The sequence below is a fragment of the Escherichia ruysiae genome (assembly GCF_031323975.1).
GTDB classification, from domain to species: domain Bacteria; phylum Pseudomonadota; class Gammaproteobacteria; order Enterobacterales; family Enterobacteriaceae; genus Escherichia; species Escherichia ruysiae.
The window spans coordinates 3325917-3348440 of the sequence record NZ_JAVIWS010000001.1; the positions used below are offsets into that span (position 1 = coordinate 3325917).

At 52.1% G+C, this 22524-nt stretch carries 18 protein-coding genes and 1 pseudogene; 12 read left to right on the top strand and 7 right to left on the bottom strand.

From position 1 onward, the window contains the following. The first annotated feature begins 28 nt into the window (after positions 1–28). Positions 29–934 (top strand): transcriptional activator NhaR, encoded by a 906-nt coding sequence (gene nhaR / locus RGV86_RS16120; RefSeq protein ID WP_000062880.1) that lies wholly within the window; start codon positions 29–31, stop codon positions 932–934. A 95-nt stretch (positions 935–1029) separates the two neighbouring features. Here the strand turns inward: nhaR and rpsT are convergent, their stop codons facing one another. Continuing rightward, positions 1030–1293 (bottom strand): 30S ribosomal protein S20, encoded by a 264-nt coding sequence (gene rpsT, locus RGV86_RS16125; protein WP_001274021.1) that lies wholly within the window; start codon positions 1291–1293, stop codon positions 1030–1032. A 102-nt stretch (positions 1294–1395) separates the two neighbouring features. On the opposite strand from rpsT, the pseudogene RGV86_RS16130 reads away from it, so the two are divergent. The 11 genes and pseudogenes from RGV86_RS16130 (at position 1396) to caiF (ending at position 14891) form a co-directional block, all read left to right on the top strand. Beyond that, positions 1396–1613, top strand: a pseudogene (locus RGV86_RS16130) (DUF2575 domain-containing protein). Between the two features lie 7 nt (positions 1614–1620). After that, positions 1621–2562 (top strand): bifunctional riboflavin kinase/FAD synthetase, encoded by a 942-nt coding sequence (gene ribF / locus RGV86_RS16135; protein ID WP_032224365.1) that lies wholly within the window; start codon positions 1621–1623, stop codon positions 2560–2562. 42 nt (positions 2563–2604) lie between these two features. Next, a complete protein-coding gene (gene ileS / locus RGV86_RS16140) occupies positions 2605–5421 on the top strand; it encodes an isoleucine--tRNA ligase (RefSeq protein WP_085460300.1) in 2817 nt (938 codons plus the stop codon). Next, complete coding sequence (gene lspA / locus RGV86_RS16145) at positions 5421–5915, top strand: signal peptidase II (RefSeq protein WP_000083378.1); 495 nt, start codon at positions 5421–5423, stop codon at positions 5913–5915. Before ileS ends, lspA begins: the two co-directional genes overlap by 1 nt. A 106-nt stretch (positions 5916–6021) precedes the next feature. After that, entirely contained in the window at positions 6022–6471 is a 450-nt protein-coding gene (gene fkpB / locus RGV86_RS16150) for an FKBP-type peptidyl-prolyl cis-trans isomerase (protein WP_000004661.1), read from the top strand. A 1-nt stretch (position 6472) separates the two neighbouring features. After that, on the top strand, positions 6473–7423 hold the full coding sequence (gene ispH, locus RGV86_RS16155; protein ID WP_001166392.1) for a 4-hydroxy-3-methylbut-2-enyl diphosphate reductase: 951 nt from the start codon (positions 6473–6475) through the stop codon (positions 7421–7423). A gap of 65 nt (positions 7424–7488) precedes the next feature. Then, complete coding sequence (rihC, locus tag RGV86_RS16160; RefSeq protein WP_085460301.1) at positions 7489–8403, top strand: ribonucleoside hydrolase RihC; 915 nt, start codon at positions 7489–7491, stop codon at positions 8401–8403. Positions 8404–8569: 166 nt separating this feature from the next. Further along, positions 8570–9391, top strand: a complete 822-nt coding sequence (gene dapB, locus RGV86_RS16165; protein ID WP_309508479.1) for a 4-hydroxy-tetrahydrodipicolinate reductase — start codon at positions 8570–8572, stop codon at positions 9389–9391. Positions 9392–9847: 456 nt separating this feature from the next. Beyond that, complete coding sequence (carA, locus tag RGV86_RS16170) at positions 9848–10996, top strand: glutamine-hydrolyzing carbamoyl-phosphate synthase small subunit (protein WP_085460302.1); 1149 nt, start codon at positions 9848–9850, stop codon at positions 10994–10996. 17 nt (positions 10997–11013) lie between these two features. Next, a complete protein-coding gene (gene carB, locus RGV86_RS16175; protein WP_001126394.1) occupies positions 11014–14235 on the top strand; it encodes a carbamoyl-phosphate synthase large subunit in 3222 nt (1073 codons plus the stop codon). Positions 14236–14495: 260 nt separating this feature from the next. Beyond that, a complete protein-coding gene (gene caiF / locus RGV86_RS16180; RefSeq protein WP_085460303.1) occupies positions 14496–14891 on the top strand; it encodes a carnitine metabolism transcriptional regulator CaiF in 396 nt (131 codons plus the stop codon). A 118-nt stretch (positions 14892–15009) separates the two neighbouring features. Here the strand turns inward: caiF and caiE are convergent, their stop codons facing one another. The 6 genes from caiE to caiT all read right to left on the bottom strand — a co-directional run bounded on the left by caiE (position 15010) and on the right by caiT (position 22148). After that, positions 15010–15600 (bottom strand): carnitine operon protein CaiE, encoded by a 591-nt coding sequence (gene caiE, locus RGV86_RS16185; RefSeq protein WP_085460304.1) that lies wholly within the window; start codon positions 15598–15600, stop codon positions 15010–15012. Between the two features lie 5 nt (positions 15601–15605). Beyond that, positions 15606–16391 (bottom strand): crotonobetainyl-CoA hydratase, encoded by a 786-nt coding sequence (gene caiD, locus RGV86_RS16190; protein ID WP_085460305.1) that lies wholly within the window; start codon positions 16389–16391, stop codon positions 15606–15608. A gap of 108 nt (positions 16392–16499) precedes the next feature. After that, a complete protein-coding gene (gene caiC / locus RGV86_RS16195; protein ID WP_085460306.1) occupies positions 16500–18053 on the bottom strand; it encodes a crotonobetaine/carnitine-CoA ligase in 1554 nt (517 codons plus the stop codon). A 72-nt stretch (positions 18054–18125) separates the two neighbouring features. Further along, positions 18126–19343, bottom strand: coding sequence for an L-carnitine CoA-transferase (caiB, locus tag RGV86_RS16200; RefSeq protein ID WP_000349946.1), 1218 nt, complete (start codon positions 19341–19343; stop codon positions 18126–18128). 117 nt (positions 19344–19460) lie between these two features. Continuing rightward, the gene (caiA, locus tag RGV86_RS16205) at positions 19461–20603 is read right to left on the bottom strand and encodes a crotonobetainyl-CoA dehydrogenase (protein ID WP_000347117.1); all 1143 of its coding nucleotides are present in this window, start codon (positions 20601–20603) and stop codon (positions 19461–19463) included. Between the two features lie 30 nt (positions 20604–20633). After that, a complete protein-coding gene (gene caiT, locus RGV86_RS16210; protein WP_032224380.1) occupies positions 20634–22148 on the bottom strand; it encodes an L-carnitine/gamma-butyrobetaine antiporter in 1515 nt (504 codons plus the stop codon). Positions 22149–22524 lie beyond the last annotated feature (376 nt).

The following is a 22524-nucleotide window of genomic DNA, read 5'->3' on the forward strand; positions in this document are numbered from 1 at the left end:
TCCCTTTTCATTCTTATCAGGGAGAGAAATGAGCATGTCTCATATCAATTACAACCACTTGTATTACTTCTGGCATGTCTACAAAGAAGGCTCTGTGGTTGGCGCAGCGGAGGCGCTTTATTTAACACCACAAACCATTACCGGACAGATCCGGGCGCTGGAAGAGCGCCTGCAAGGGAAATTATTTAAGCGTAAAGGACGCGGTCTGGAACCCAGTGAACTGGGGGAACTGGTCTATCGCTATGCCGATAAAATGTTCACGTTAAGCCAGGAAATGCTGGATATCGTCAACTATCGCAAAGAGTCCAACTTATTATTTGATGTTGGTGTGGCAGATGCCCTTTCCAAACGCCTGGTCAGCAGTGTTCTGGATGCAGCCGTTGTAGAAGACGAGCAGATCCATCTACGCTGTTTCGAATCGACGCACGAGATGCTGTTAGAGCAGTTGAGTCAGCATAAGCTGGATATGATCATCTCTGACTGTCCGATCGACTCCACCCAACAAGAAGGGCTGTTTTCCATGAAAATTGGCGAGTGTGGCGTCAGTTTCTGGTGTACTAACCCGCTGCCGGAAAAGCCGTTTCCTGCCTGTCTGGAAGAGCGTCGTTTACTTATTCCGGGGCGTCGCTCAATGTTGGGACGCAAGCTATTAAACTGGTTTAACTCTCAGGGCTTAAACGTTGAAATTCTGGGGGAGTTTGATGATGCGGCGTTGATGAAAGCCTTTGGGGCGACGCATAACGCTATTTTCGTTGCGCCTTCGCTATATGCCAATGATTTTTATAATGATAACTCGGTTGTGGAGATTGGGCGAGTTGAGAACGTCATGGAAGAGTACCATGCGATTTTTGCCGAAAGGATGATTCAACACCCTGCGGTACAGCGTATTTGCAATGCCGATTACTCTGCGCTGTTTACGCCAGCCGCGAAATAACTATTCGTACTTTGCAGGCTGCAGTTTCGGCCTGCTGGAGACATAAAAAAACCCGCTTACGCGGGTTTTTTTACAAAGCTGACAACAAAAGGCGATTAAGCCAGTTTGTTGATCTGCGCAGTCAGGTTAGCCTTATGACGTGCAGCTTTGTTTTTGTGGATCAGACCTTTAGCAGCCTGACGGTCCACGATCGGTTGCATTTCGTTAAATGCTTTCTGTGCAGCAGCTTTGTCGCCAGCTTCGATAGCTGCGTATACTTTCTTGATGAAAGTACGCATCATAGAGCGACGGCTTGCGTTGTGCTTACGAGCCTTTTCAGACTGAATGGCGCGCTTCTTAGCTGATTTGATATTAGCCAAGGTCCAACTCCCAAATGTGTTCTATATGGACAATTCAAAGGCCGAGGAATATGCCCTTTTAGCCTTCTTTTGTCAATGGATTTGTGCAAATAAGCGCCGTTAATATGGCGGCGCTCGTTACGTAGTGATGGCGCAGGATTCTACCAGCTTGCGTGGTGTGAATACAGCTTTTCCGCGATAAAATTGCAGCAGGTCGTTAGTTTCTTACCGTGATTTGCGCCATGGCAATGAAAAGCCACTTCTTTCTGATTTCAGTACTCAATCGCCGGTTAACCTTGACCGCTGTACAAGGTATACTCGGACGATTTTCACTGTTTTGAGCCAGACATGAAGCTGATACGCGGCATACATAATCTCAGCCAGGCCCCGCAAGAAGGGTGTGTGCTGACTATTGGTAATTTCGACGGCGTGCATCGTGGTCATCGCGCGCTGTTGCAAGGGTTGCAGGAAGAAGGGCGCAAGCGCAACTTACCGGTGATGGTGATGATTTTTGAGCCTCAACCGCTGGAACTGTTTGCTACCGACAAAGCCCCGGCACGTCTGACCCGACTGCGGGAAAAACTGCGTTACCTTGCAGAGTGTGGCGTTGATTACGTGCTGTGCGTGCGTTTCGACAGACGTTTCGCGGCGTTAACCGCGCAAAATTTCATCAGCGATCTTCTGGTGAAGCATTTGCGGGTAAAATTTCTGGCTGTTGGTGATGATTTCCGCTTTGGCGCTGGTCGTGAAGGTGATTTCTTGTTATTACAGAAAGCGGGCGCGGAATACGGCTTCGACATCACCAGTACGCAAACTTTTTGCGAAGGCGGCGTGCGTATCAGCAGTACCGCTGTGCGTCAGGCATTGGCAGATGACAACCTTGCTCTGGCGGAAAGTTTACTGGGGCACCCGTTTGCCATCTCTGGGCGCGTTGTCCACGGTGATGAGTTAGGGCGCACTATTGGTTTCCCGACGGCGAATGTACCGCTACGCCGTCAGGTTTCCCCGGTGAAAGGGGTTTATGCGGTAGAAGTGCTGGGCCTCGGTGAAAAGCCGTTACCCGGCGTGGCAAACATCGGAACACGCCCTACGGTTGCCGGTATTCGCCAGCAGCTGGAAGTGCATTTGTTAGATGTTGCAATGGACCTGTACGGTCGCCATATACAAGTAGTGTTGCGTAAAAAAATACGCAGTGAGCAGCGATTTGCGTCGCTGGACGAACTGAAAGCGCAGATTGCGCGTGATGAATTAACCGCCCGCGAATTTTTTGGGCTAACAAAACCGGCTTAAGCCTGTTATGTAATCAAACCGAAATACGGAACCGAGAATCTGATGAGTGACTATAAATCAACCCTGAATTTGCCGGAAACAGGGTTCCCGATGCGTGGCGATCTCGCCAAGCGCGAACCGGGAATGCTGGCGCGTTGGACTGATGATGATCTGTACGGCATCATCCGTGCGGCTAAAAAAGGCAAAAAAACCTTCATTCTGCATGATGGCCCTCCATATGCGAATGGCAGCATTCATATTGGTCACTCGGTTAACAAGATTCTGAAAGACATAATCATCAAGTCCAAAGGGCTTTCCGGTTATGACTCGCCGTATGTGCCAGGCTGGGACTGCCACGGTCTGCCGATCGAACTGAAAGTAGAGCAAGAATACGGTAAACCGGGTGAGAAATTCACCGCCGCCGAGTTCCGCGCCAAGTGCCGCGAATACGCTGCGACCCAGGTTGATGGTCAGCGCAAAGACTTTATCCGTCTGGGCGTGCTGGGCGACTGGTCGCACCCGTACCTGACCATGGACTTCAAAACTGAAGCCAATATCATCCGCGCGCTGGGTAAAATCATCGGCAACGGTCACCTGCACAAAGGTGCGAAGCCGGTACACTGGTGCGTTGACTGCCGTTCTGCGCTGGCAGAAGCGGAAGTTGAGTATTACGACAAAACCTCTCCGTCCATCGACGTTGCTTTCCAGGCAGTCGATCAGGATGCGCTGAAAGCGAAATTTGGCGTCAGCAACGTTAACGGCTCAATTTCGCTGGTGATCTGGACCACTACGCCGTGGACTCTGCCTGCGAACCGCGCAATCTCCATTGCACCTGATTTCGACTATGCGCTGGTGCAGATCGACGGTCAGGCCGTGATTCTGGCGAAAGATCTGGTTGAAAGCGTAATGCAACGTATCGGCGTGACCGATTACACCATTCTCGGCACGGTGAAAGGTGCAGAGCTTGAGCTGCTGCGCTTTACTCATCCGTTTATGGGCTTCGACGTTCCCGCAATCCTCGGCGATCACGTTACCCTGGATGCCGGTACTGGTGCTGTTCACACCGCGCCTGGCCACGGCCCGGACGACTATGTGATTGGTCAGAAATACGGCCTGGAAACCGCTAACCCGGTTGGTCCGGACGGCACTTATCTGCCGGGTACTTACCCGACGCTGGATGGTGTGAACGTCTTCAAAGCGAACGACATCGTCGTTGCGCTGTTGCAGGAAAAAGGCGCGCTGCTGCATGTTGAGAAAATGCAGCATAGCTATCCGTGCTGCTGGCGTCACAAAACGCCGATCATCTTCCGCGCGACGCCGCAGTGGTTCGTCAGCATGGATCAGAAAGGTCTGCGTGCGCAGTCACTGAAAGAGATCAAAGGCGTGCAGTGGATCCCGGACTGGGGTCAGGCGCGTATCGAGTCGATGGTCGCTAACCGTCCTGACTGGTGTATCTCCCGTCAGCGTACCTGGGGCGTACCGATGTCACTGTTCGTGCACAAAGACACTGAAGAGCTGCATCCGCGTACTCTCGAACTGATGGAAGAAGTGGCAAAACGCGTTGAAGTTGATGGCATTCAGGCGTGGTGGGATCTCGATGCGAAAGAGATCCTCGGCGACGAAGCTGACCAGTACGTGAAAGTGCCTGATACGCTGGATGTGTGGTTTGACTCTGGATCTACCCACTCTTCCGTTGTTGACGTGCGTCCGGAATTTGCCGGCCACGCTGCGGACATGTATCTGGAAGGTTCTGACCAACACCGTGGTTGGTTCATGTCTTCTTTGATGATCTCCACTGCGATGAAAGGCAAAGCGCCGTATCGTCAGGTACTGACTCACGGCTTTACCGTGGATGGTCAGGGTCGCAAGATGTCTAAATCCATCGGCAACACCGTTTCGCCGCAGGATGTGATGAACAAACTTGGCGCGGATATTCTGCGTCTGTGGGTGGCATCAACCGACTACACCGGCGAAATGGCTGTTTCTGACGAGATCCTGAAACGTGCTGCTGACAGCTATCGTCGTATCCGTAACACCGCGCGCTTCCTGCTGGCAAACCTCAATGGTTTCGATCCAGCAAAAGATATGGTGAAACCGGAAGAGATGGTGGTACTGGACAGATGGGCTGTGGGTTGTGCGAAAGCGGCTCAGGAAGACATCCTCAAGGCTTACGAAGCATACGATTTCCACGAAGTGGTACAGCGCCTGATGCGCTTCTGCTCCGTTGAGATGGGCTCTTTCTACCTCGATATCATCAAAGACCGTCAGTACACCGCTAAAGCGGACAGCGTGGCGCGTCGTAGCTGCCAGACTGCGCTGTATCACATTGCAGAAGCGCTGGTGCGCTGGATGGCGCCGATCCTCTCCTTCACCGCTGATGAAGTGTGGGGCTACCTGCCGGGCGAGCGTGAAAAATACGTCTTCACCGGTGAGTGGTACGAAGGCCTGTTTGGTCTGGCAGACAGCGAAGCGATGAACGATGCATTCTGGGACGAGCTGCTGAAAGTGCGTGGCGAAGTGAACAAAGTCATCGAGCAGGCTCGTGCGGATAAGAAAGTCGGCGGTTCTCTGGAAGCGGCAGTGACCCTGTACGCGGAACCCGAACTGGCGGCGAAACTGACCGCGCTGGGTGATGAATTACGATTTGTCCTGTTGACCTCTGGCGCTGCCGTTGCAGACTATAACGACGCACCTGCTGATGCGCAGCAGAGCGAAGTACTCAAAGGGCTGAAAGTCGCGTTGAGTAAAGCCGAAGGTGATAAGTGCCCACGCTGCTGGCACTACACCCAGGATGTCGGCAAGGTGGCGGAACACGCAGAAATCTGCGGCCGCTGTGTCAGCAACGTCGCCGGCGACGGTGAAAAACGTAAGTTTGCCTGATGAGTCAATCGATCTGTTCAACAGGGCTACGCTGGCTGTGGCTGGTGGTAGTCGTGCTGATTATCGATCTGGGCAGCAAATACCTGATCCTCCAGAACTTTGCTCTGGGGGATACGGTTCCGCTGTTCCCGTCGCTTAATCTGCATTATGCGCGTAACTATGGCGCGGCGTTTAGTTTCCTTGCCGATAGCGGCGGCTGGCAGCGTTGGTTTTTTGCCGGTATTGCGATTGGTATTAGTGTGATCCTGACGGTGATGATGTATCGCTCGAAGGCTACGCAAAAGCTAAACAATATCGCTTACGCGCTGATTATTGGCGGCGCACTGGGCAACCTGTTCGACCGTCTGTGGCACGGCTTTGTGGTCGATATGATCGACTTCTACGTCGGCGACTGGCATTTCGCCACCTTCAACCTCGCCGATAGCGCAATCTGTGTCGGTGCGGCATTGATTGTGCTGGAAGGTTTTTTACCTTCTAAAGCGAAAAAACAATAATAAACCCTGCCGGATGCGATGCTGACGCATCTTATCCGGCCTACCGATTGCTGCGAAATCGTAGGCCGCATCCGGCAAAAATCCTCAAATACAAGAGCAAACCTGCATGTCTGAATCTGTACAGAGCAATAGCGCCGTCCTGGTGCACTTCACGCTAAAACTCGACGATGGCACTACCGCCGAGTCTACCCGCAACAACGGTAAACCGGCGCTGTTCCGCCTGGGTGATGCTTCTCTTTCCGAAGGGCTGGAGCAACATCTGCTGGGGCTGAAAGTGGGCGATAAAACCACCTTCACGCTGGAGCCAGATGCGGCGTTTGGCGTGCCGTCACCAGACCTGATTCAGTACTTCTCCCGCCGTGAGTTTATGGATGCAGGCGAGCCAGAAATTGGCGCAATAATGCTTTTTACCGCAATGGATGGCAGTGAGATGCCTGGCGTGATCCGCGAAATTAACGGCGACTCTATTACCGTTGATTTTAACCATCCGCTGGCCGGGCAGACCGTTCATTTTGATATTGAAGTGCTGGAAATCGATCCGGCACTGGAGGCGTAACATGCAGATCCTGTTGGCCAACCCGCGTGGTTTTTGTGCCGGGGTAGACCGCGCTATCAGCATTGTTGAAAACGCGCTGGCCATTTACGGCGCACCGATATATGTCCGCCACGAAGTGGTGCATAACCGCTACGTGGTCGATAGCCTGCGCGAGCGTGGGGCTATCTTTATTGAGCAGATCAGCGAAGTGCCGGACGGTGCGATCCTGATTTTCTCTGCGCATGGCGTTTCCCAGGCGGTACGCAACGAAGCGAAAAGTCGCGATCTGACGGTATTCGACGCCACCTGTCCGCTGGTGACCAAAGTGCATATGGAAGTTGCCCGCGCTAGTCGTCGTGGTGAAGAATCTATTCTCATCGGCCACGCCGGGCACCCGGAAGTGGAAGGGACGATGGGACAGTACAGCAACCCGGAAGGGGGAATGTATCTGGTTGAATCGCCAGATGACGTATGGAAGCTGACGGTCAAAAACGAAGAGAAGCTCTCTTTTATGACCCAGACCACGCTGTCGGTGGATGACACGTCTGATGTTATCGACGCGCTGCGTAAACGCTTCCCGAAAATTGTCGGGCCGCGCAAAGATGACATTTGTTACGCCACTACCAACCGTCAGGAAGCAGTACGCGCCCTGGCAGAGCAGGCGGAAGTTGTGCTGGTGGTCGGTTCGAAAAACTCCTCCAACTCCAACCGTCTGGCGGAACTGGCACAGCGTATGGGCAAACGCGCGTTTTTAATTGACGATGCGGCAGATATCCAGGAAGAGTGGGTGAAAGAAGCGAAATGCGTCGGTGTGACTGCGGGCGCATCAGCTCCGGATATTCTGGTACAGAACGTCGTCGCACGTTTACAGCAGCTTGGCGGTGGTGAAGCCATTTCGCTTGAAGGCCGTGAAGAAAACATTGTTTTCGAAGTGCCGAAAGAGCTGCGTGTCGATATTCGTGAAGTTGATTAAGTCATTAGCAGCCTAAGTTATGCGAAAATGCCGGTCTTATTACCGGCATTTTTTATGGAGAAAACATGCGCTTGCCGATTTTTTTGGATACTGACCCTGGTATCGACGATGCCGCAGCGATTGCTGCCGCGATCTTCGCCCCACAACTCGATCTCCAACTGATGACGACTGTCGGAGGCAATGTATCGGTGCAGAAAACTACCCGAAATGCGCTGCAATTGCTGCATTTCTGGGATGCGGATATCCCACTCGCCCAGGGGGCGGCAACACCGTTGGTACGCGCACCGCGTGATGCGTCTTATGTTCATGGCGAATCCGGCATGGAAGGTTATGACTTCGTTGAGCACAATCGAAAACCACTGGAGAAACCGGCGTTTCTGGCGATTCGTGATGCGCTAATGTGCGCGCCTGAACCCGTTACCCTGGTGGCGATCGGGCCGTTGACGAATATCGCGCTATTACTTTCGCAGTGCCCGGAATGCAAACCGCATATTCGTCGTCTGGTGATCATGGGCGGTTCTGCCGGTCGTGGCAATTTCACGCCGAATGCCGAGTTTAATATTGCGATTGATCCTGAAGCGGCGGCCCAGGTCTTCCAGAGCGGACTGGAGATTGTGATGTGTGGCCTGGACGTCACCAATCAGGCGATGCTCACTCCCGAATATCTCATCACACTACCGGAATTGAATCGCACCGGAAAAATGCTTCATGCACTGTTTAGTCACTACCGCAGCGGCAGTATGCAAAGTGGCCTACGAATGCACGATCTCTGTGCCATTGCCTGGCTGGTTCGCCCGGACTTGTTCACTCTCAAACCGTGTTTTGTGGCGGTAGAAACACAAGGTGAATTTACTGCGGGTACGACAGTCGTCGATATTGACGGTCGGCTGGATAAACCGGCAAATGTTCAGGTTGCGCTGGATCTGGACGTGAAAGGTTTCCAGCAGTGGGTGGCGGAGGTGCTGGCGCTGGCGCCGTAACCTGTCACATGTTATCAGCATGTAGTCATTCACTGACTCATGCCTTTCACTGATATCCCTCCCTGTTTATCATTAATTTCTAATTATCAGCGTTTTTGGCTGGCGGCGTAGCGATGCGCTGGTTACTCTGAAAACGGTCTATACAAATTAACAAAAGAGAATAGCTATGCATGATGCAAACATCCGCGTTGCCATCGCGGGAGCCGGGGGGCGTATGGGCCGCCAGTTGATTCAGGCGGCGCTGGCATTAGAGGGCGTGCAGCTTGGCGCGGCGCTGGAACGCGAAGGATCTTCTTTACTGGGCAGCGATGCTGGCGAACTGGCTGGAGCAGGAAAAACCGGCATTATCGTACAAAGCAGCCTTGATGTTGTAAAAGATGATTTTGATGTGTTTATCGATTTTACCCGTCCGGAAGGTACGCTGAACCATCTCGCTTTTTGCCGCCAACATGGCAAAGGGATGGTGATTGGCACCACGGGTTTTGATGACGCAGGTAAACAGGCGATTGGTGAAGCTGCCAAAGATATTGCGATTGTCTTTGCCGCCAACTTTAGCGTCGGTGTCAACGTCATGCTTAAGTTGCTGGAGAAAGCGGCTCAGGTCATGGGTGACTACACTGATATCGAAATTATCGAAGCGCATCATCGACATAAAGTCGATGCGCCGTCAGGCACTGCGCTGGCGATGGGGGAAGCGATTGCCCATGCGTTGGATAAAGATCTGAAAGATTGTGCCGTTTACAGCCGCGAAGGGCATACCGGTGAACGCGTTCCCGGAACGATAGGTTTTGCCACTGTACGTGCCGGAGACATCGTGGGTGAACATACCGCCATGTTTGCCGATATCGGCGAACGTCTGGAGATCACTCATAAGGCTTCCAGCCGCATGACATTTGCTAACGGCGCAGTAAGATCGGCATTGTGGCTGAGTGGCAAGGAAAGTGGCCTTTTTGATATGAGAGATGTGCTTAATCTCAATAAATTGTAACCACAAAACATTTGTAATGACGCAAAAATAACACATTTAATTTATTGATTATAAAGGGCTTTAATTTTAAGCCCTTTTATTTTTGGTGTTATGTTTTTGAATTTTATTCAAGTGCTAAAAATTACATGTTTTGTCTTCTTCTTTTGTTGTTTTAATGTAAATTTTGACCATCTGGTCCACTTTTTTTCTTCGTGTTCTTTGTTTACACATTCTTCTCGCTGCGCAAGCGTTTTCCAGACCTTGTTAGATTGTGTTTTTGTCGGTTAGTGCCTGTAAAATAGATGTGAGGCATAAAATTATATAATAAATCCCGCTATTGAGTTGACTTTTAGCGCCCATATCTCCAGAATGCCGCCGTTTGCCAGAAATTCGTCGGTAAGCAGATTTGCATTGATTCATCGCATCATTGTGAATTAATATGCAAATAAAGTGAGTGAATATTCTCTGGAGGGTGTTTTGATTAAGTCAGCGCTATTGGTTCTGGAAGACGGAACCCAGTTTCACGGTCGGGCCATAGGGGCAACAGGTTCGGCGGTTGGGGAAGTCGTTTTCAATACTTCAATGACCGGTTATCAAGAAATCCTCACTGATCCTTCCTATTCTCGTCAAATCGTTACTCTTACTTATCCCCATATTGGCAATGTCGGCACTAATGACGCTGATGAAGAATCTTCTCAGGTACATGCACAAGGTCTGGTGATTCGCGACCTGCCGCTGATTGCCAGCAACTTCCGTAATACCGAAGACCTCTCTTCTTACCTGAAGCGCCATAACATCGTAGCGATTGCCGATATCGATACCCGTAAGCTGACGCGTTTACTGCGCGAGAAAGGCGCACAGAACGGCTGCATCATCGCGGGCGACAACCCGGATGCGGCGCTGGCATTAGAAAAAGCCCGCGCGTTCCCTGGCCTCAATGGTATGGATCTGGCAAAAGAAGTGACTACCGCAGAGGCCTATAGCTGGACACAAGGGAGTTGGAGGCTGACCGGCGGCCTGCCAGAAGCGAAAAAAGAAGACGAGCTGCCGTTCCACGTCGTGGCTTATGATTTCGGTGCCAAGCGCAACATCTTGCGGATGCTGGTGGACAGAGGCTGTCGCCTGACCATCGTTCCGGCACAAACCTCTGCGGAAGACGTGTTGAAAATGAATCCGGACGGTATCTTCCTCTCCAACGGCCCTGGCGATCCGGCACCGTGCGATTACGCCATTACCGCCATCCAGAAATTCCTCGAAACCGACATCCCGGTATTTGGTATCTGCCTCGGTCATCAGCTGCTGGCGCTGGCAAGTGGGGCGAAGACCATCAAAATGAAATTTGGTCACCACGGCGGCAACCATCCGGTGAAAGATATTGAGAAAAACGTGGTGATGATCACCGCCCAGAACCACGGTTTTGCGGTGGACGAAGCAACATTACCTGCAAACCTGCGTGTTACACATAAATCCCTGTTCGACGGTACGTTACAAGGGATTCATCGCACCGATAAACCGGCGTTCAGCTTCCAGGGGCACCCTGAAGCCAGCCCTGGTCCACACGACGCAGCGCCGTTGTTCGACCACTTTATCGAGTTAATTGAGCAGTACCGTAAAACCGCTAAGTAATCAGGAGTAAAAGAGCCATGCCAAAACGTACAGATATAAAAAGTATCCTGATTCTGGGTGCGGGCCCGATTGTTATCGGTCAGGCGTGTGAGTTTGACTACTCTGGCGCGCAAGCATGTAAAGCCCTTCGCGAAGAGGGTTACCGCGTCATTCTGGTGAACTCCAACCCGGCGACCATCATGACCGACCCGGAAATGGCTGATGCGACCTACATCGAGCCGATTCACTGGGAAGTGGTACGTAAGATTATTGAAAAAGAGCGTCCGGATGCGGTGCTGCCAACGATGGGCGGTCAGACGGCGCTGAACTGTGCGCTTGAGCTTGAGCGTCAGGGCGTGCTGGAAGAGTTCGGTGTGACTATGATTGGTGCTACCGCCGACGCGATTGATAAAGCAGAAGACCGCCGCCGTTTCGACGTGGCGATGAAGAAAATCGGCCTCGAAACCGCGCGTTCTGGTATCGCACATACTATGGAAGAGGCGCTGGCGGTTGCCGCTGAAGTTGGCTTCCCGTGCATCATTCGACCTAGCTTTACTATGGGCGGTAGTGGTGGCGGTATCGCCTATAACCGCGAAGAGTTTGAAGAAATTTGCGCCCGTGGTCTGGATCTCTCCCCGACCAAAGAGCTGCTGATTGATGAGTCGCTGATCGGCTGGAAAGAGTACGAGATGGAAGTGGTGCGTGATAAAAACGACAACTGCATCATCGTCTGCTCTATCGAAAACTTCGATGCGATGGGCATCCACACCGGTGACTCCATCACCGTGGCGCCAGCCCAGACGCTGACCGACAAAGAATATCAAATCATGCGTAACGCCTCGATGGCGGTACTGCGTGAAATTGGCGTTGAAACTGGCGGTTCCAACGTTCAGTTTGCGGTTAACCCGAAAAACGGTCGCCTGATTGTTATCGAAATGAACCCGCGTGTGTCGCGTTCTTCGGCGCTGGCATCGAAAGCCACCGGCTTCCCGATTGCCAAAGTGGCGGCGAAACTGGCGGTGGGTTACACCCTTGACGAGCTGATGAACGACATCACCGGCGGGCGTACTCCGGCTTCCTTCGAACCGTCCATCGACTACGTGGTTACTAAAATTCCTCGCTTCAACTTCGAGAAATTCGCTGGTGCGAACGACCGTCTGACCACCCAGATGAAATCGGTTGGCGAAGTGATGGCGATTGGTCGCACGCAGCAGGAATCCTTGCAAAAAGCCCTGCGCGGCCTGGAAGTCGGTGCGACCGGCTTCGACCCGAAAGTGAGCCTCGATGACCCGGAAGCCCTGACAAAAATCCGCCGCGAACTGAAAGATGCCGGCGCAGAGCGTATCTGGTACATCGCCGATGCCTTCCGTGCGGGCTTGTCTGTAGACGGCGTTTTCAACCTGACCAACATTGATCGCTGGTTCCTGGTGCAAATTGAAGAGCTGGTGCGTCTGGAAGAGAAAGTGGCAGAAGTGGGCATCACTGGCCTGAACGCTGACTTCCTGCGCCAGCTAAAACGCAAAGGCTTTGCTGATGCGCGTCTGGCAAAACTGGCGGGCGTGCGTGAAGCGGAAATCCGCAAGCTGCGCGACCAGTATGATTTGCATCCGGTCTACAAACGTGTGGATACCTGTGCGGCAGAGTTTGCTACCGACACCGCTTACATGTACTCCACTTATGAAGAAGAGTGCGAAGCGAATCCGTCTACTGACCGTGAAAAAATCATGGTGCTCGGCGGCGGCCCGAACCGTATCGGTCAGGGGATCGAATTCGACTACTGCTGCGTACACGCCTCGCTGGCGCTGCGCGAAGACGGTTACGAAACCATTATGGTTAACTGTAACCCGGAAACTGTCTCTACCGACTACGACACGTCCGACCGTCTCTACTTTGAGCCGGTAACCCTGGAAGATGTGCTGGAAATCGTGCGTATTGAGAAGCCGAAAGGCGTTATCGTTCAGTATGGCGGTCAGACCCCGCTGAAACTGGCGCGCGCACTGGAAGCCGCTGGCGTGCCGGTTATCGGCACCAGCCCGGATGCCATCGACCGTGCAGAAGACCGTGAACGCTTCCAGCACGCGGTTGACCGTCTGAAACTGAAACAACCGGCTAACGCTACCGTTACCGCTATTGAAATGGCGGTTGAGAAGGCGAAAGAGATTGGCTACCCGCTGGTGGTGCGCCCATCTTACGTTCTCGGCGGTCGGGCGATGGAAATCGTCTACGATGAAGCCGACCTGCGCCGTTACTTCCAGACGGCGGTGAGTGTCTCTAACGATGCGCCGGTGCTGCTGGATCATTTCCTTGATGACGCGGTAGAAGTTGATGTGGACGCCATCTGCGACGGCGAAATGGTGCTGATTGGCGGCATCATGGAGCATATTGAGCAGGCGGGCGTGCACTCCGGTGACTCCGCATGTTCTCTGCCAGCCTACACCTTAAGTCAGGAAATTCAGGATGTGATGCGCCAGCAGGTGCAGAAACTGGCCTTCGAATTGCAGGTGCGCGGTCTGATGAACGTGCAGTTTGCAGTGAAAAACAACGAAGTCTACCTGATTGAAGTTAACCCGCGTGCGGCGCGTACCGTTCCGTTCGTCTCCAAAGCCACCGGTGTACCGCTGGCAAAAGTGGCGGCGCGCGTGATGGCTGGCAAATCGCTGGCTGAGCAGGGCGTAACTAAAGAAGTTATCCCGCCGTACTACTCGGTGAAAGAAGTGGTGCTGCCGTTCAACAAATTCCCCGGCGTTGACCCGCTGTTAGGGCCAGAAATGCGCTCCACCGGGGAAGTGATGGGCGTCGGTCGCACCTTCGCTGAAGCGTTTGCTAAAGCGCAACTGGGTAGTAACTCCACCATGAAGAAACACGGTCGTGCGCTGCTCTCCGTGCGTGAAGGCGACAAAGAACGCGTGGTTGATCTGGCGGCAAAACTGCTGAAACAGGGCTTCGAGCTGGATGCGACCCACGGTACGGCGATTGTGCTGGGCGAAGCGGGTATTAATCCACGTCTGGTGAACAAAGTGCATGAAGGTCGTCCGCACATTCAGGATCGTATTAAGAATGGCGAATATACCTACATCATCAACACCACGTCAGGTCGTCGCGCGATTGAAGACTCCCGCGTGATTCGTCGCAGCGCGCTGCAATATAAAGTACATTACGACACCACCCTGAACGGCGGTTTTGCTACCGCGATGGCACTGAATGCAGATGCGACCGAAAAAGTTATTTCGGTACAGGAAATGCACGCGCAGATCAAATAATAGCGTGTCATGGCAGATATTTTTTATCCGCCAATTTGATCGAATAACTAATACGGTTCTCTGATGAGAACCGTTTTTTTTACCAGTAAGGATAATCTTTCCGGGAAACTCTATTTTTGATGATGTAAGCAGGATTTAGCTCACACTTATTGACAGGGAAGTTGCATACTATCGATATATCCACAATTTTAATATGGCCTTGTTTGATTGCTTCAAAACGAGTCATAGCCAGACTTTTAATTTGTGAAACTGGAGTTCGTATGTGTGAAGGATATGTTGAAAAACCACTCTATTTGTTAATCGCCGAATGGATGATGGCTGAAAATCGCTGGGTGATAGCAAGAGAGATCTCTATTCATTTCGATATTGAACACAGCAAGGCGATTAATACCCTAACTTATATTCTGTCGGAAGTCGCAGAAATAAGCTGCGAAGTTAAGATGATCCCTAATAAGCTGGAAGGGCGGGGATGTCAGTGCCAGCGACTGGTTAAAGTGGTCGATATTGATGAGCACATTTACGCGCGCCTGCGCAATAACAGCCGGGAAAAATTAGTCGGCGTAAGAAAGACGCCGCGTATTCCTGCCGTTCCGCTCACGGAACTTAACCGCGAGCAGAAGTGGCAGATGATGTTGTCAAAGAGTATGCGTCGTTAATGTCATTTCGTTGATACCACGCAGCCTGGTTGCTGGATGCGATGCTGGCGCATCTTATCCGGCCTACGGTTGCGCTCCTGGTTGGTCGGATAAGGCGTTTACGCCGCATCCGATGATGTTACCGCTTTGGCGTCACATCCGTCGTCCCCTGCAAACGGGGACGATTTTCCTCCATTTGCCTCAACGGTTGCGTTTCATGTAACGCTGCATGGCAGCGCCCGACAAGATCCTGATACTCTTTAGTATTCAATTGCTTCCAGTGCAACTCGTCATCGCTGACGCTGCGCACGGCACGGGCTGGCGTGCCCATCAACAACTGGCGTTTCTCGCCGCGAAAGCCTGCTTTGACAAAGCTCATGGCGGCAACAATGCTCTCTTCACCAATGACCGCGCCATCCATAATCACGCTGTTCATCCCGACCAATGCATCACGACCGATCACACAGCCATGCAGGATCGCGCCATGACCGATATGACCGTTTTCCCCGACAATGGTGTCAGTATCGCTGTAGCCATGCATAATGCAGCCATCCTGAATATTGGCTCCTGCTTGCACAATCAGTCGTCCGTAATCACCACGCAGCGAGGCGAGGGGACCGATGTAGACTCCGGCTCCCACAATTACATCGCCAATCAATACCGCACTGGGATGGACAAACGCCGTCGGGTGAACCACCGGAATTAATCCCTCAAAGGCGTAATAGCTCACGGTTATTAACGCCCTTTCCACACCGGATCGCGCTTCTCAGCAAACGCCAGCGGCCCTTCAATGGCATCTTCCGAATGCAGAACTGAGGGATAGTTTTTCAACACACCGCTGCGAATATAGCGATATGCTTCTTCAACCGGCATTTCGCTGGTGGTGCGATAGATCTCTTTCAGTGCCGCAATTGCCAGCGGGGCGCTATTAACAAGCTGCTGCGCCAGTTCGCGGGCGTTATCCATCAGTTCAGCCTGGCTAACCACGCGGTTGACTACCCCCCAACGCAGCGCCTCTTCTGCGCCCATTCGTCTGCCGGTCATCACCATTTCATTGACGACGGCAGGTGGTAGGATCTTCGGCAGACGCAGCACGCCGCCGCTGTCCGGGACAATACCCAGTTTGGCTTCCGGCAGGGCGAAGCTGGCATTATCGGCACAAACAATAAAATCTGCCGCCAGCGCCAGTTCAAAGCCGCCGCCAAAGGCGTAGCCGTTCACGGCTGCGATAACCGGTTTATCGAGATTGAAAATTTCGGTTAACCCAGCAAATCCGCCTGGCCCGAAATCAGCATCCGGCGCTTCGCCTTCTGCTGCCGCTTTTAAATCCCAGCCGGCGGAAAAGAATTTCTCTCCGGCTCCGGTAATAATAGCGACGCGCAATTGCGGATCGTCACGGAAATTAAGAAATACTTCGCCCATCTCAAAGCTGGTTTTTGCATCAATAGCATTGGCTTTTGGACGATCAAGGGTAATTTCCAGAATTGATCCATTGCGGGTCAGATGTAATGATTCACTCATTCCTTTTCTCCATTTTTATTTTTTCAGGGACGACAACATCCCTGCAAAGAATGCATTTATTTTTAGAGCGTGATTATTAGCTGGCAGGATAATTCCCTGCCATTATGTTTATTTCAGATTCTTTCTGATTATTTTCCCCGAGCAATTACGCGGCAGATCTTTTCTGATCTCCAGATAAGAAGGCACTTTAAATTTCGCCATATTTTGTTCACAGAAGCAGAAAAATTCTTCCTCGCTCAATGTTTCACCTTCATTCAGCACCACAAAGGCCTTGATAGCTTCATCGCGAATAGAATCTTTAATACCAACAACCACGATATCCTGAATTTTCGGATGGGTGGCGATGATATTTTCCAGCTCCACGCAGGAAACATTCTCGCCACCGCGTTTGATCATGTTGCAGCGACGATCGACGAAATAAAAAAAGCCCTCTTCGTCGCAGTATCCGGTATCGCCAGTATGAAGCCAGCCATCGGCTTCCAGGACTTTGGCGGTGGCTTGCGGGTTGAGAAAGTACTCTTTGAAGATGGTTTTCCCCGGTTCGCCTTTAATGCAGATTTCGCCGATCTCTCCCGCCGGGAGCGGACGATTGTGATCGTCGCGGATCTCCGCTTCGTAGCAAAATCCCGCCCGGCCAATCGACGGCCAGCGTCGTTTATCGCCAGGGCGATCGCCGATAATGCCCACAATGGTTTCTGTCATCCCATAAGACGTCAGCAAGCGAACGCCGAAGCGTTCACAAAACGCATCTTTTTCCTGCTCCGACAGGTTGAGATAAAACATCACTTCCCGCAGGCGGTGTTGCTGATCGTTCGCTGAAGGCGGCTGCACCATCAACGTACGAATCATCATCGGAATACATTCGGTAACGGTGGCATGGTACTTCTGTACCTGTCCCCAGAAGGCGCGGGCGCTGTATTTCTCGACTAGCACAAAGGTGGCTCCGGCAGAAAACGCCGCCATCGCCGCAGTGCACTGGCAATCGATATGAAATGCAGGCATTACCGTCAGGTAGACGTCATCGTCACGCAGGGCGCACTGCCAGGCGGAGTAATATCCGGCGAAGCGCAGATTGTAATGGGTAATCACCACCCCTTTCGGTCGGGAGGTGGTGCCGGAGGTAAAGAGAATTTCCGCCGTATCGTCGGTCGCTAGCGGCGGCGCATAGCACAAGGTGGCAGGTTGTTGCTCTTTCAGTTGAGTAAACGAACTGACGCCATCATCAGCGGGAAGCGCCACATCGGTCAGGCAAATGTGCCGTAGCTGCGTAGTATCTTCCTGCTGAATCTGTTGATACATGGAATAGAATTGCGCACTGGTCACCAGCAGGCACGCCTGGCTGTTTTGCAGGATCCACGCACTTTCTTCGCGCAGCAGGCGGGCGTTAATCGGCACCATAATCGCGCCAATTTTTGCCAGCCCGAACCAGCAAAAGATAAATTCCGGGCAGTTGTCCAGATGCAGCGCGACCTTGTCGCCTTTGCGGATCCCCAGCGTATAAAACAGGTTTGCCGTGCGGTTAATCTCCTGATTTAACTCAAGATAACTGTACCGGTTAACGACTCCGCCGCTGGATTCACAAATCAGCGCCGTTTTATGACCGTAAACGTCCGCCAGATCGTCCCACATTTGACGTAGATGTTGTCCGCCAATGATATCCATTGCACCTCTATCCATTTTGTTCGTTTGTTATTGAGCGGGCGCTAGTCGGGTAACCCGACCTACGCCACGCGTTTAATCCTCAACTTTGGCCAGACCTTTGCTGACCAACTCCTGAATGTCGTTTTCGCTGTAGCCGATATTTTTCAAAATGGCAGCCGTGTCCATGCCGTGCGATGGCATTCCGCGCCAGATTTGGCCGGGGTTATTTTTGAATTTCGGCATGATGTTCGGCCCTTTGCAGGTGCGACCATCCATCGTTTGCCACTGAGTGATTGATTCGCGAGCCACATACTGTGGATTGCTTTCCAGTTCCGGTACGGTCAGTACTTTGGCACAGGCGATATTCAGTTCGGCAAAGCGTTCTTTTACTTCCGCGATGGTGTGTGCTGCCAGCCAGGTATCGAGTTTCTCTTCAACCAGCGGGCCGTAAGGGCATTCGATACGGTGGATAAGCTGAGTGCCTTCCGGGATTTCCGGCGTACCAAGCAGATGCGCAAGACCAATATCTTTAAAGCACTCTGCGATCTGAGTAATACCCACCAGTTCCATCACAATGTAGCCGTCGGCGCATTTGTACAGACCGCAACCGGCGTAGTAGGGATCTTTACCTTTGGTCATGCGCGGGCACATTTCGCCACCGTTGAAGTAATCCATCATGAAGTACTGACCCATGCGCAGCATCACTTCATACATGGCGATGTCGATACTTTCGCCTTTACCGGTTTCGCGCACTTTGTGCAGTGCCGCCAGCGCCGCCGTGGTGGCGGTCAGGCCGGAGAAGTAATCGGCGGTATACGGGAAGGCAGGCATTGGCTGGTCAACATCACCGTTCTGAATCAGGTAACCACTGAAGGCCTGGGCGATGGTGTTATAGGCCGGAAGGTTGGTGTACTCCTCGGTGCCGTACTGACCAAAACCGGACAGGTGAGCGATAACCAGTTTCGGGTTGTGCTGCCACAGGACTTCATCAGTAATGCCACGGCGGGCAAAGGCTGGGCCTTTACTGGCTTCGATGAAGATATCGGTGGTTTCCATTAATTTCAGAAACGCCTCGCGGCCTTCATCTTTGAAAATATTTAACGACAGCGCGTGCAAATTACGGCGGGAGAGCTGCGGGTAGTTCGGTTGAACGCGAATGGTGTCGGCCCAGGCGACGTTCTCGATCCAGATAACTTCCGCACCCCATTCTGCGAACATTTGCCCGGCGAATGGCCCGGCGATTTCGATACCGGAGAAGACAACCCGTAATCCGGCTAGCGGCCCGAATTTCGGCATGGGTAGATGATCCATATTAGCTCCTGAAAAATTTATGTAGCGCATGACTGCCGGATGCGGCGTAAACGCCTTATCCGGCCAACCGTAGGCCTGATAAGACGCGGCAAGCGTCGCATCAGGCAGCGCACGGACTTAGCGGTATTGCTTCAGCACCGCACGACCCAGCGTCAGGATCTGCATTTCGTCAGATCCCCCGGAGACGCGGTCTACACGCAGGTCACGCCAGAAGCGGCTGATGCGGTGGTTACCCGCAATCCCGACGCCGCCCAGCACCTGCATTGCGCTGTCCACCACTTCAAATGCCGCATTGGCGCAGAAGTATTTGCACATCGCAGCATCGCCAGAGGTGATGGTGCCGTTGTCTGCTTTCCACGCTGCTTCATACAGCATGTTTTTCATGGAGTTTAATTTGATCGCCATGTGGGCGAATTTTTCCTGAATCAACTGGAAACGACCAATAGCCTCGCCAAACTGCACTCGCTGATTGGCGTAGCGCGCCGCATCTTCAAAGGCGCACATCGCCGTACCGTAGTTGGTGAGGGCTACCAGGAAACGTTCGTGGTCGAACTCTTCTTTCACGCGGTTAAAGCCGTTACCTTCCCGACCGAACATGTCTTTCTCGTCCAGTTCCACATCGTCAAAGGTGATTTCACAGCAGCTATCCATACGCAGACCGAGCTTCTCAAGTTTGGTCACTTTGATGCCCGGTTTGCTCATATCAACAAACCATTCGGTGTAGACAGGTTTGTCCGGAGAAGCACCGTCGCGCGCCATCACCACGATGTACGGGGTGTAGGCGCTGCTGGTAATAAAACACTTACTACCATTAAGATAAATCTTACCATTTCTACGGGTATAAGTCGTTTTCAGGCTACCCACGTCGGAGCCCGCGCCCGGTTCGGTAATCGCTGAGTTCCACATCTGCTTACCCGTGCCACGGAACGCCATAATCTTGTCGATCTGCTCTTGTGTGCCTTCGCGCAGGAAGGTGTTAAACCCACCCGGCAACTGGTACAGCACGTAGGTTGGCGCCCCCAGACGCCCCAGTTCCATCCACACGGCGGCGAGGGTGACGAATCCTGCGTCCAGACCACCGTGTTCTTCGGGGATCAGCAGGCTATCGATACCCATATCCGCCAGTGCTTTAACAAAACGTTCCGGGTAGACGCTGTCACGGTCGCACTCGGCAAAATAGGCTTCCCAGTTTTCACTGGCCATCAGTTCACGGATACCGGCGACAAACAGTTCCTGCTCATCATTTAAATTAAAATCCATCTTTCAACCTCTTGATATTTTGGGGGTTAATTAATCTTTCCAGTTCTGTTTCGCGTCTTTAATAAAGGAGAGCGTCACCATAATGTTGACGAAGAACAGCGGGCATCCTCCGGCGATAATGGCGGTTTGAATCGGTTTCAGGCCGCCGAGCGCCAGCAGAACAATGCCGATAATGCCAACCAGAATTGACCAGCCGATACGCACCAGCAGCGGCGGCTCTTCGCCGTCGCGTACTTCGCGGCAGGTGGACATCGCCAGGGTATAAGAGCAGGCGTTAACCAGCGTAACGGTGGCAATAAAGCAAAGAATGAAGAAGCCCCACATGGTGGCGGTGCTGAGCGGCAGAGCGGCCCAGGTTTCGATGATGGCGCGCGCCACACCGTACTGTTCGATCAGGTTCGGAATGTTGATGATGTTTTTATCTATCAACAGCAAAGTGTTACTACCAAGCACGGTCCACAAGATCCAGGTGGAGGCTGTCAGCCCCAGCACCATGCCGAAGCACAGTTCACGCACGGTACGACCACGGGAAATACGCGCCAGGAAGATACTCATCTGGATAGCGTAAATCACCCACCATGCCCAGTAGAAAACCGTCCAGCCCTGCGGGAAGCCGCCTTTGGCGATAGGATCGGTATAGAACAACATGCGCGGCAGATACATCAGCAACATCCCCACCGAGTCGGTGAAGTAGTTCATGATGAAGCTGGCACCACTGACGATAAACACCCAACCCAGCATCAGGAAGCTCAGGTAGCTACGCACATCACTGGCGATACGTACCCCTTTTTGCAGGCCGCAGGCGACGCAAATGGCGTTGAGGATAATCCAGCAGGTAATGATGATGGCGTCCAGTTGCAGGGTATGCGGAATGCCAAACAACCACTGCATACACTCGGTCACCAGCGGTGTGGCAAGGCCGAGACTGGTGCCCATCGCGAAGATCAAGGCGACGAGATAGAAGTTATCGACAATAGTACCGAACAACCCTTTGGCGTGTTTTTCACCCACCAGCGGCACCAGCGTAGAGCTGGGGCGAATCACTTCCATTTTGCGGACAAAGAAGAAGTAAGCGAAGGCGACAGAAAGGAAGCTGTAAGTGGCCCACGGCAGAGGTCCCCAGTGGAACAAGCTGTAAGCCAGCCCCAACTCTTTCGCTCCTGTCGAGTTCGGTTCTAAGCCAAACGGCGGGGTGGAGATGTAGTAGTAGATCTCAATAGAGCCCCAGAACAGTACGGCAGCAGACGTACAGGAGGCGAACATCATAAAGATCCAACTGGCGGTGCTAAATTCTGGTGGTTCGTTACCTAAACGCTTTTTGGCATACGGGCCAAACACCAGCCAGAACCAGCCGAAAAGCATCACCACCATATACCATTCAAATGCCCATCCCCATACATTGGTGACGTAACTGAATACAGCATTAATAACGACATTCGCCGCATCCAGATCTCTGACTGTAAGCCAGCAAAGTATGCCAACGATTATTAACGGCGGAAAGAATACCTTCGGTTCTATTCCCGTTTTTCTCTTTTTATCTTTCATGAGTTAATTCCACTGTGAAAACGAATATTTATTTTGCGTTCCCGTTTGTTTTATTTTTGTTAACATTTAATATAATTATTATTAACCTCGTAAACGCGTTAATGGCTAACTCATAATGGGTATTCAATTGGCTGCATTCTGTGATTTGAATCACATTTTTCTATCGGGTAAAAACAAGAGCTTTTGATGTTAATATTATTTATTAATCAATTAGTTGTGTTTGGTTGTGCGTAAAAAAATAGCATCTGACTTTCAATATTGGTGATCCATAAAACAATATTGAAAATTTCTTTTTGCTACGCCATGTTTTCAATATTGGTGAGGGACTTAACAATATTGAAAGTTGGATTTATCTGCGTGTGACATTTTCAATATT

What these genes read in the sequence shown, in the direction of transcription:
- nhaR (WP_000062880.1), top strand. Translation starts at nt 29, where the DNA reads ATGAGCATGTCTCATATCAATTACAACCACTTGTATTACTTCTGGCAT.
- ribF (WP_032224365.1), top strand. Translation starts at nt 1,621, where the DNA reads ATGAAGCTGATACGCGGCATACATAATCTCAGCCAGGCCCCGCAAGAA.
- ileS (WP_085460300.1), top strand. Translation starts at nt 2,605, where the DNA reads ATGAGTGACTATAAATCAACCCTGAATTTGCCGGAAACAGGGTTCCCG.
- lspA (WP_000083378.1), top strand. Translation starts at nt 5,421, where the DNA reads ATGAGTCAATCGATCTGTTCAACAGGGCTACGCTGGCTGTGGCTGGTG.
- fkpB (WP_000004661.1), top strand. Translation starts at nt 6,022, where the DNA reads ATGTCTGAATCTGTACAGAGCAATAGCGCCGTCCTGGTGCACTTCACG.
- ispH (WP_001166392.1), top strand. Translation starts at nt 6,473, where the DNA reads ATGCAGATCCTGTTGGCCAACCCGCGTGGTTTTTGTGCCGGGGTAGAC.
- rihC (WP_085460301.1), top strand. Translation starts at nt 7,489, where the DNA reads ATGCGCTTGCCGATTTTTTTGGATACTGACCCTGGTATCGACGATGCC.
- dapB (WP_309508479.1), top strand. Translation starts at nt 8,570, where the DNA reads ATGCATGATGCAAACATCCGCGTTGCCATCGCGGGAGCCGGGGGGCGT.
- carB (WP_001126394.1), top strand. Translation starts at nt 11,014, where the DNA reads ATGCCAAAACGTACAGATATAAAAAGTATCCTGATTCTGGGTGCGGGC.
- caiF (WP_085460303.1), top strand. Translation starts at nt 14,496, where the DNA reads ATGTGTGAAGGATATGTTGAAAAACCACTCTATTTGTTAATCGCCGAA.
- caiD (WP_085460305.1), bottom strand. Translation starts at nt 16,391, where the DNA reads ATGAGTGAATCATTACATCTGACCCGCAATGGATCAATTCTGGAAATT.
- caiC (WP_085460306.1), bottom strand. Translation starts at nt 18,053, where the DNA reads ATGGATATCATTGGCGGACAACATCTACGTCAAATGTGGGACGATCTG.
- caiB (WP_000349946.1), bottom strand. Translation starts at nt 19,343, where the DNA reads ATGGATCATCTACCCATGCCGAAATTCGGGCCGCTAGCCGGATTACGG.
- caiA (WP_000347117.1), bottom strand. Translation starts at nt 20,603, where the DNA reads ATGGATTTTAATTTAAATGATGAGCAGGAACTGTTTGTCGCCGGTATC.
- caiT (WP_032224380.1), bottom strand. Translation starts at nt 22,148, where the DNA reads ATGAAAGATAAAAAGAGAAAAACGGGAATAGAACCGAAGGTATTCTTT.